This window comes from Streptomyces pimonensis (genome assembly GCF_041380215.1).
In the GTDB taxonomy this organism is placed as follows: domain Bacteria; phylum Actinomycetota; class Actinomycetes; order Streptomycetales; family Streptomycetaceae; genus Streptomyces; species Streptomyces pimonensis.
Map to the genome: position 1 here is coordinate 2,501 of NZ_JAHWZY010000083.1, position 2,719 is coordinate 5,219.

General features: G+C 56.9%; 1 rRNA gene (only partly in view). It reads left to right on the top strand.

Annotation, left to right across the window (positions count from 1 at the left end):
• Positions 1-2,697: ribosomal RNA gene (locus KYY02_RS33270) — 23S ribosomal RNA — on the top strand; it begins 427 nt to the left of the window's first position.
• Positions 2,698-2,719 lie beyond the last annotated feature (22 nt).

Sequence of the window (2,719 nt, forward strand, 5' to 3'; positions counted from 1 at the left end):
AAACGTCAGCGGCTCGTTGGAGAGACACCCAAGTAGCACGGGGCCCGAGAAATCCCGTGTGAATCTGGCGGGACCACCCGCTAAGCCTAAATATTCCCTGGTGACCGATAGCGGATAGTACCGTGAGGGAATGGTGAAAAGTACCGCGGGAGCGGAGTGAAATAGTACCTGAAACCGTGTGCCTACAAGCCGTGGGAGCGTCGGAACGAGGCTTGCCTTGTTCTCGTGACTGCGTGCCTTTTGAAGAATGAGCCTGCGAGTTTGCGGTGTGTTGCGAGGTTAACCCGGGTGGGGAAGCCGTAGCGAAAGCGAGTCCGAACAGGGCGTTTCAGTAGCACGCTCAAGACCCGAAGCGGAGTGATCTAGCCATGGGCAGGTTGAAGCGGAGGTAAGACTTCGTGGAGGACCGAACCCACCAGGGTTGAAAACCTGGGGGATGACCTGTGGTTAGGGGTGAAAGGCCAATCAAACTCCGTGATAGCTGGTTCTCCCCGAAATGCATTTAGGTGCAGCGTCGTGTGTTTCTTGCCGGAGGTAGAGCACTGGATAGGCGATGGGCCCTACCGGGTTACTGACCTTAGCCAAACTCCGAATGCCGGTAAGTGAGAGCGCGGCAGTGAGACTGTGGGGGATAAGCTCCATGGTCGAGAGGGAAACAGCCCAGAGCATCGACTAAGGCCCCTAAGCGTACGCTAAGTGGGAAAGGATGTGGAGTCGCAGAGACAACCAGGAGGTTGGCTTAGAAGCAGCCACCCTTGAAAGAGTGCGTAATAGCTCACTGGTCTAGTGATTCCGCGCCGACAATGTAGCGGGGCTCAAGCGTACCGCCGAAGTCGTGTCATTCACGCATATAGCCTTAACGGGTGTGTGGATGGGTAGGGGAGCGTCGTGTGCCGGGTGAAGCAGCGCCGGAAGGCAGTTGTGGACGGTTCACGAGTGAGAATGCAGGCATGAGTAGCGATTCACACGTGGGAAACGTGTGCGCCGATTGACTAAGGGTTCCTGGGTCAAGCTGATCTGCCCAGGGTAAGTCGGGACCTAAGGCGAGGCCGACAGGCGTAGTCGATGGATAACCGGTTGATATTCCGGTACCCGCTGTGAAGCGTCAAACATTGAATCCAGTGATGCTAAGCCCGTGAAGCCGTCGGCTGAGTCTTCGGACGAGGTCGGAGTGGTGGAGCCGGTGGCCCGAGCTGGTAGTAGGTGAGTGATGGGGTGACGCAGGAAGGTAGTCCATCCCGGGCGGTGGTTGTCCCGGGGTAAGGGTGTAGGCCGGACGGTAGGTAAATCCGCCGTTCATTGAGGCTGAGACCTGATGCCGAGCCGATTGTGGTGAAGTGGATGATCCTATGCTGTCGAGAAAAGCCTCTAGCGAGTTTCATGGCGGCCCGTACCCTAAACCGACTCAGGTGGTCAGGTAGAGAATACCGAGGCGTTCGGGTGAACTATGGTTAAGGAACTCGGCAAAATGCCCCCGTAACTTCGGGAGAAGGGGGGCCATGTCCGGTGATGAGCTTTGCGCTCTGAGCTGGGGGTGGCCGCAGAGACCAGCGAGAAGCGACTGTTTACTAAAAACACAGGTCCGTGCGAAGCCGTAAGGCGATGTATACGGACTGACGCCTGCCCGGTGCTGGAACGTTAAGGGGACCGGTTAGTCACTCTTCGGGGTGGCGAAGCTGAGAACTTAAGCGCCAGTAAACGGCGGTGGTAACTATAACCATCCTAAGGTAGCGAAATTCCTTGTCGGGTAAGTTCCGACCTGCACGAATGGCGTAACGACTTCTCGACTGTCTCAACCATAGGCCCGGTGAAATTGCACTACGAGTAAAGATGCTCGTTTCGCGCAGCAGGACGGAAAGACCCCGGGACCTTTACTACAGTTTGATATTGGTGTTCGGTTCGGCTTGTGTAGGATAGCTGGGAGACTGTGAAGCCTGGACGCCAGTTCGGGTGGAGTCGTCGTTGAAATACCAGTCTGGTCGTGCTGGATGTCTAACCTGGGTCCGTGATCCGGATCAGGGACAGTGTCTGATGGGTAGTTTAACTGGGGCGGTTGCCTCCTAAAGAGTAACGGAGGCGCCCAAAGGTTCCCTCAGCCTGGTTGGCAATCAGGTGTTGAGTGTAAGTGCACAAGGGAGCTTGACTGTGAGACCGACGGGTCGAGCAGGGACGAAAGTCGGGACTAGTGATCCGGCGGTGGCTTGTGGAAGCGCCGTCGCTCAACGGATAAAAGGTACCCCGGGGATAACAGGCTGATCTTCCCCAAGAGTCCATATCGACGGGATGGTTTGGCACCTCGATGTCGGCTCGTCGCATCCTGGGGCTGGAGTCGGTCCCAAGGGTTGGGCTGTTCGCCCATTAAAGCGGTACGCGAGCTGGGTTTAGAACGTCGTGAGACAGTTCGGTCCCTATCCGCTGTGCGCGTAGGAGTCTTGAGAAGGGCTGTCCCTAGTACGAGAGGACCGGGACGGACGAACCTCTGGTGTGCCAGTTGTTCTGCCAAGGGCATGGCTGGTTGGCTACGTTCGGGAGGGATAACCGCTGAAAGCATCTAAGCGGGAAGCCTGCTTCGAGATGAGGACTCCCACCTCCATGAGAGGGTAAGGCTCCCAGTAGACGACTGGGTTGATAGGCCGGATATGGAAGCACGGTAACGTGTGGAGTTGACCGGTACTAATAGGCCGAGGGCTTGTCCTCAGTTGCTCGCGTCCACTGTGTT